At 70.4% G+C, this 6,771-nt stretch carries 6 protein-coding genes and 1 tRNA gene; 2 read left to right on the top strand and 5 right to left on the bottom strand.

Annotation, left to right across the window (positions count from 1 at the left end):
- On the top strand, positions 1–667 hold a 667-nt coding region (locus tag AX676_RS18145), incomplete at its 5' end, for a TPM domain-containing protein (RefSeq protein WP_066544413.1).
- The gene (locus AX676_RS13600) at positions 664–1,203 is read left to right on the top strand and encodes an NUDIX hydrolase (RefSeq protein ID WP_066481650.1); all 540 of its coding nucleotides are present in this window, start codon (positions 664–666) and stop codon (positions 1,201–1,203) included. The genes AX676_RS18145 and AX676_RS13600, both read left to right, overlap by 4 nt.
- On the opposite strand, the gene AX676_RS13595 is transcribed toward AX676_RS13600, so the two are convergent.
- From AX676_RS13595 to AX676_RS13575, 5 genes are all read right to left on the bottom strand, one after another.
- Complete coding sequence (locus AX676_RS13595) at positions 1,200–1,481, bottom strand: ETC complex I subunit (RefSeq protein ID WP_066481649.1); 282 nt, start codon at positions 1,479–1,481, stop codon at positions 1,200–1,202. The two genes, AX676_RS13600 and AX676_RS13595, sit on opposite strands and share 4 nt — an antisense overlap.
- Positions 1,482–1,515: 34 nt before the next feature.
- On the bottom strand, positions 1,516–4,050 hold the full coding sequence (gene hrpB / locus AX676_RS13590; protein ID WP_066481646.1) for an ATP-dependent helicase HrpB: 2,535 nt from the start codon (positions 4,048–4,050) through the stop codon (positions 1,516–1,518).
- A gap of 173 nt (positions 4,051–4,223) precedes the next feature.
- Positions 4,224–4,299: transfer RNA gene (locus AX676_RS13585), tRNA-Val, on the bottom strand.
- 52 nt (positions 4,300–4,351) lie between these two features.
- Entirely contained in the window at positions 4,352–5,260 is a 909-nt protein-coding gene (locus tag AX676_RS13580; RefSeq protein ID WP_066481645.1) for a MarR family winged helix-turn-helix transcriptional regulator, read from the bottom strand.
- Between the two features lie 19 nt (positions 5,261–5,279).
- Complete coding sequence (locus tag AX676_RS13575) at positions 5,280–6,692, bottom strand: NAD(P)(+) transhydrogenase (Re/Si-specific) subunit beta (RefSeq protein WP_066481689.1); 1,413 nt, start codon at positions 6,690–6,692, stop codon at positions 5,280–5,282.
- Between the last annotated feature and the right edge of the window lie 79 nt (positions 6,693–6,771).

The raw sequence follows: 6,771 nt of genomic DNA, 5'->3' as shown, positions 1-6,771 counted from the left end.
CTTTTCAGGCGCCGACCATGCGCGCGTCACGCACGCGGTTGCCGAGGCCGAACATGGCACGGACGGCGAGATCGTGACGATCGTGACGCCGCGGTCGGACGAATATCATGACGTCGCCCTGCACTTCGCGGTCGCCGCGATGCTGCTCGTGCCCGCGCTGCTCGCCGCCGCCCCCGCGCTGCTGGTGCGCAAGCTCGCGCTGTTCGGCGGCGGCTGGGATGCGGGCACAGACCTGGCGCTGCTGCTGGTCGGCGTGTTCGTCGTCCAGGCCATCGTCTTCCTGGTCGTGCGGTACGGGCTCGCGTGGCGGTGGCTGCGGATCCGGATCGCGCCCTTGTCGACCCGCGAGCGACGGGTACGTCGGCGCGCCATCCAGTTCTTCAAGGCGGGCGCGGAGAAACGCACGCGGCAGCGCGTCGGCATCCTCCTGTTCCTGTCACTCGATGAACGCATCGCCGAGATCGTCGCGGACGAAGCGATCCATTCCAGGGTCGCACCCGAAATCTGGGGCGAGGCGATGGCGGCACTGGTCGATCGCGTGCGCGCCGGTGACGCGGCGGGCGGGATGGTGGCGGCGGTCGCGCGGATCGGCGCGGTGCTGGCCGAACATTTCCCCAAGACCGCCGATGATGTGAACGAGCTGCCCGACCGGCTGATCGAGCTATGACCCTGCCCCCCGACCATGACGCCCCGGTCGAGACGATGTGGGAAGGCCGCTACATCGTCGCGAAGAAGCGGGGGCGGTGGGAATATGTCGCACGTGCCCGCGGCATCCGCGCGGCGGTGATCCTGGCGGTCGAGGATGGCCATGTCCTGCTGGTCGAGCAATATCGCGTGCCGCTCGGCCGGGCTTGCCTGGAACTGCCGGCCGGGCTGATCGGCGACGAGACGGCGGGCGAGGACGCGCTCGCCTCCGCCGCGCGCGAGCTGGAGGAGGAGACGGGGTGGCGTCCCGCGCACGTCGAATCGCTGGGCCAGTTCCATTCGTCGCCGGGCATGGTGTCCGAAAGCTTCACGCTGGTCCGCGCGACGGGCCTGACCCGCGTGTCCGACGGCGGCGGCGTCGCGGGCGAGGGGATTACCCCCTATCGCGTCGCGCTCGACGCGCTGCCGGCCTTCATCGCCGCGCGCCGCGCGGCCGGGGTAGCGGTCGACGTCAGGCTGATGCTGCTGCTCGCCGACGCGCTCCTGCCGCCGCCCTAGCGGAAATTGTCGGCATAGGCCTGGAGCTTGAGCTTGCGCGCGGGAGCGGGCACGACCCGATAGGCGATCCCTTCGCGCTCGGCATAGGCGGTCGCGGCTTCCACCGTCGGAAAGCTCAGCCGCAGCTGGTTGCGGGTGTCGCCCGATCCCGCCCATCCGGTCAACGGATCGGGCCGCTGCCCTTCGGCCGCGTCGAATTCCAGCATCCAGCGGTCGGTATTGGCGCGGCCGGACTGCATCGCGTTCTTGGGGCGCTGATAGATGCGGGCGGTGGGCAAGGGACACTCCGTAAATGGCAGTTCGCCGGGTGATCTAGCGCGATCCGCCGCGCCGTGCATCCGCATTCTTGGTGCGCAGCGTCGCGGCGGCGGCGGCCGGATCGTCGGGCCACGGATGCCGGGGATAGCGGCCGCGCATCTCCTTTGCCACCGCCGCCCAGCTTCCCGCCCAGAATGCGGGCAGGTCGCGCGTGGTCTGGATGGGGCGCCCGGCCGGCGAGGTCAGGCTGAGCACCAGCGGGACGCGGCCCTGCGCGACCGCCGGATGGACCGAGAGCCCGAACAGGCTCTGCACGCGCAGTTCGACGCGCGGCCCCCCTTCAGCGGCATAGTCGATCGCGTGGCTCGACCCGGCGGGCGTTTCAAATCGCGCGGGGGCGAGGCGCTGAATTGCCTGAACCGCGTCCCAGCCGAGCAGCCCTTCGATCGCCTGGGTGAGCGCACCCGGGTCGATCGCGTCGAGCCGGCGCTTGCCCGCAAGCAACGGCGCGAGCCATTCGTCGAGCCGCGCAAGCAGCGCGGCGTCGTCGAGCGCGACATCCGCACCGCCATGCGCGGCGGCAAAAGCGGCACGGATACGCAGCGCGCGCGCCGTGTCGTCCCAGGGCAGCAGGTCGAGGCCATGGTTGCGCACGCCGTCGAGCAACGCCGCCGCGATCGCGGCGGGCGTCGCCGCGCTGTCGGGCCCGCTTGCCAGCCGGATCGTGCCCAGCCGGCGGGCGCGCGTCGCGGTGACGCCCCCGGTCGCGGGATCGAAGCGCACCTCGCGCACCACCTCGATCCGGTCGCCGAACATCGCCTCGACCGTCTCGATCGTCAGCGGCGCGGCCGACAGGATGCGCGCGCCCGCCGCCATCCCCTGCGTTTCGGCCACCGCCAGCCATTCGCTGCGCGCCAGGCTGCTGGCCGGATCGAGCCGGAAGCCGCGCCCGCCGACCGACGCCCAATGCTCGCCGCTCGCGTCGCGGCGTCGCGCGACGCGGTCTGGATAAGCGAGCGCGACACAGATGGCAGGCGCATCTAGCCCTCTCCCCATTTGGGGAGAGGGTTGGGAGAGGGGCTGGCGAGGGTTGCGCTTACCCCCCCCTCCCCGGCCTTCTCCCACAAGGGGGAGAGGGAGCTTGGCCCAGCGTTGGGCAAGCTTGCGGGCGCTTTCGGCGCGCGCACCGCGTTCGCTGCGCCAGCGTTTCAGGCGCAGGTCGAGATCGGGGTCGTTGCCGCCCAGCCCGCGCTCGCCCAATAGCACCGCAATCTCGGCCGCGGTCTGCGCGAGACCAAGCTCGGCGGCGCGCACCAGCATATGGCCCAAACGCGGGCTGAGCGGCAGCGCGGCGATCGCACGGCCAAGCGCGGTCGGGCGACCATCATCGTCGATGGCGTCGAGCGCAAGCAGCCGCGCACGCGCCTCCGCGATCGCGGCATCCGGCGGCGGATCGATCCAGCGCAGGTCGCGCGGATCGCCGACCCCCCAGATCGCGCAATCGAGCGTGAGCGCCGACAGGTCGGCCTCAAGGATCTCGGGCGGGTCATAGGCGGGCAGGCCGGCGGTCGCCGCGGCCTCCCACAAGCGATAGGCGATGCCCGGCCCCTGGCGGGCGGCGCGGCCTGCGCGTTGAGTGACGGCGGCCTGGCTGGCGCGTTCGGTGACCAGCCGCGTCATTCCGGCCGCGCGGTCATAGCGCGGGCGGCGCGCCAACCCGGCATCGACGACGATACGGATGCCGTCGAGCGTGAGCGACGTTTCCGCGATCGACGTCGCCAGCACCACCTTGCGCGGACCATCAGGGTCGGGCGCGATCGCGGCGCGCTGGGCGGCGGGATCGACCTGGCCATGCAGGCGGTGGAGGATCAGGCCGGGGCCGATCGGCTCGAGCCGTTCCGCCGTCCGTTCGATCTCCGCCACGCCGGGCAGGAAGGCAAGCACCCCGCCCTCGCCCTCCCCCAGCGCCTGACGAATCGCGGCGGCGACCGACTGGTCGATCCGGGTTTCCGCGTCGCGGCCCATGTGGCGCAGGTCGAGCGGATGGCTGCGCCCCTCGCTTTCGATGACGGGGGCATCGTCCATCAACCGGGCGAAGCGCGCCCCATCGAGCGTCGCCGACATCGCGACGATCCGCAGCTCGGGCCGCAGCCCCGATTGCGCATCGAGCGCGAGCGCCAGGCCGAAATCGCTGTCGAGGCTGCGTTCGTGCACCTCGTCGAACAGCACCGCCGCTACGCCGGGCAGATCGGGGTCAGCCTGGATACGGCGGACGAAAATGCCCTCGGTCATCACGGTCACGCGCGTTGCCGCCGACCGCTTGCTGTCGAGCCGTGTCGCATAGCCATAGGTCCGCCCGACCGGCTCGCCCGCCAGCGCGGCCATGCGCTCGGCCGCCGCGCGCGCGGCGATGCGGCGGGGTGAGAGCAACAGAACTTCGCCGTCGCACCAGGGCTGATCGAGCAGCGCGGGGGCAACCGCCGTCGTCTTGCCCGCGCCCGGCGGGGCGACGAGCACTGCGCTCGACCGCTCGCGCAAGGCGCCGAGCAGCTGCGGCAGCACCGCGAAAATCGGCAGGTCGGCGCTCATGCGGGCGAGCGAAGGTGCGGAAGTTGCCGACTGTGCACGCCTTCGCATCGACCCCCGCGCCAGCGCATGGCGCGCGCGGAAACAGGAAGGGCGGCAGGACAACGCATGGGGCGGAGGATCGCAGAAAAGCGGCGGCTAGGACAGCAATGCACGTTGCGTGCTAACGTCCGGAATGGTGGGCGCTGACGGGCTCGAACCGCCGACCCTCTCGGTGTAAACGAGATGCTCTACCAACTGAGCTAAGCGCCCGGCGACGGTGGCGATAGGCGAGTGGATCGGGCGGAGCAAGTCCACGCGCGCGCTAACCGACCAACGGCAGGCCCTGGCGGATCAGCGCGGCGAAATAGCTGCGCATCGCCGCGCTGGCCGACGTGCCGAGCGCGATGAAGATGCGGCGCTTGTCAAAGGGATCGGCGGTGCGCACGAACAGGCCGCGCGCGGTCATCGACGTGATCCAGCGCAGCGCGGTGGTCGGCGGCACGGCGGCGGCGATGCACAGGCTGGACACCGACACCTGGCCGCGATCGAGTTCGGCGGCATAGAGATCGAGCAGCATGTCCCAGGCAGGGTCGGCGAACAGCGTCGCGTCGAAATGCTGGTCGCGCAGCCGGCGCGCGCGGATGATGCGGCGGACAAGCGCGGAATTGACGGTGACCGGCGCGCCGGCGCCCGTCCGGAGCGGCCCCGGATCGTAAGCGAGTTCCCGGTCGCCGAGCGCCCCCGGCGCCTCGCGGCCCGCGGTCAGCCGCGCCAGCACCTGGGCGATCCGCGCCACTTCCTCGTCGATACGGCGCAGGCGTTCGGCTTCGCTGTCGTCGCCCTGTTCGCGGACATGGCCGTCACCGCCCGAGGTCGCGCGCAGGAACTCCGCTTCGGTCGGATCGCACAGGAAGCGGACGTCATCGCGGGTCACGCCCGCGACGACCGCGTCGACCTGGTCGAAAGTCAGCAGGACGAGCACCGGAACTGCGGGGTCGATCGCGTCGACAGTGGCGAGCAGCGCGTCGACCTCATCGCGGACGCATCCCGCGACATCGGCGACGACCAGCCGCGCGTCGTCGGGGACCTGTTCGCCCGGACCGATCATCGTGGCGGGCGCGCGCCCGGCCGCGCCGAACTGCGTGCCGAGCAGGGCCGCGCGCGCCGGCACGGCGATCAGCGCGAACGGCAGCGGACCGACCGGGTCGAGACGTTGATCGAACGGGTTCATCGGCCGGGCACGATCCGCATCAGTCGAGCGACTTCACGATTTCCTCGACCATCTTCTTGGCATCCGCCAGCAGCATCATCGTGTTGTCGCGATAGAAAACCTCGTTGTCGACGCCGGCATAGCCGACGCCGCCCATGCTGCGCTTGATGAACAGCACGGTCTTCGCCTTCTCGACATCGAGGATCGGCATCCCGTAGATCGGCGAGGACTTGTCGGTCTTGGCCGCCGGGTTGGTCACATCGTTGGCGCCGATGACGAATGCGATGTCGGTCTGGCTGAACTCCGAATTGATGTCCTCCAGCTCGAACACCTCGTCATAGGGCACATTGGCCTCGGCGAGCAGCACGTTCATGTGGCCCGGCATGCGGCCGGCGACCGGGTGAATCGCGTATTTGACGCGGACGCCATGCTCCTTGAGCTTGTCGGTCATCTCGCGCAGCGTATGCTGCGCCTGCGCCACCGCCATGCCATAGCCGGGGACGATGATGACCTGTTCGGCCTGGCTCATCAGGAAGGCGGCATCCTCCGCCGATCCGCGCTTCCACGGCCGGTCGACCGCCGCGGCCGCGCCCCCGCCGCTGTCGGTCGCACCGAAGCCGCCGGCGATGACGCTGATGAAGCTGCGGTTCATCGCGGTGCACATGATGTAGGACAGGATCGCGCCCGACGATCCGACCAGCGCGCCGGTGATGATCATCGCGGTGTTGCCGAGCGTGAAGCCCATCGCTGCCGCCGCCCAGCCCGAATAGCTGTTGAGCATCGACACGACCACCGGCATGTCCGCGCCGCCGATCGGGATGATCAGCAGGAAGCCGATCGCAAAGGACAGGAACATCACCGTCCAGAACACCCAGGGGCTCTGGTCCTGGGTGAACCAGGCGATGAGGCCCAGGATCGCGGCGAGCGTGCCCAGGTTGATCGCGTGGCGCGCGGGCAGCAGGATCGGCTTGCCGCTCATGTTGCCGTTCAATTTGAGGAAGGCGATGACCGAGCCCGAGAAGGTGATCGCGCCGATCGCAACGCCGAGGCCCAACTCGATGCGGCTGACCGCCAGGATGTCGCCATTGGCATCGACAATGCCGAAGGCGTCCGGGTTCAGATAGGCGGCGGCACCGACCAGCACCGCGGCCAGGCCGACCAGGCTGTGGAAGCCGGCGACCAGCTGGGGCATGTCGGTCATCTGGATGCGGCGTGCGGCGGCGATGCCGATCGCGCCACCGACGGCGATGGCGCCGAGGATTTCGGGCAGGCTGGCGATGCTGTGCGTGACCAGCGTCGTCACCACCGCGATCGCCATGCCGATCATGCCGAAGCGGTTGCCCGTCCGGCTCGTCTGGGGGCTCGACAAACCACGCAGCGCCAGGATGAACAGGACGCCCGCGACCAGGTAGGCCAGGGCTACCCAGGGATTGACGGGTGCGGCTTCATGCATCGAACTCATTCCCCCCAAAACGTCGCCCCAGCGAAGGCTGGGGCCTTAGGCCATTTTCCGCGCCGCTATTGGCAACAGG

The sequence above is a fragment of the Sphingomonas sp. CCH21-G11 genome (assembly GCF_001555965.1).
Lineage (GTDB): Bacteria > Pseudomonadota > Alphaproteobacteria > Sphingomonadales > Sphingomonadaceae > Sphingomonas.
This window is presented reverse-complemented; position numbering and strand designations above follow the sequence as displayed.

Bases quoted from the DNA above. Each gene is read 5' to 3' on its own strand.
- AX676_RS13600 (WP_066481650.1), top strand. From the start codon at position 664: ATGACCCTGCCCCCCGACCATGACGCCCCGGTCGAGACGATGTGGGAA.
- AX676_RS13580 (WP_066481645.1), bottom strand. From the start codon at position 5,260: ATGAACCCGTTCGATCAACGTCTCGACCCGGTCGGTCCGCTGCCGTTC.
- hrpB (WP_066481646.1), bottom strand. From the start codon at position 4,050: ATGAGCGCCGACCTGCCGATTTTCGCGGTGCTGCCGCAGCTGCTCGGC.
- AX676_RS13575 (WP_066481689.1), bottom strand. From the start codon at position 6,692: ATGCATGAAGCCGCACCCGTCAATCCCTGGGTAGCCCTGGCCTACCTG.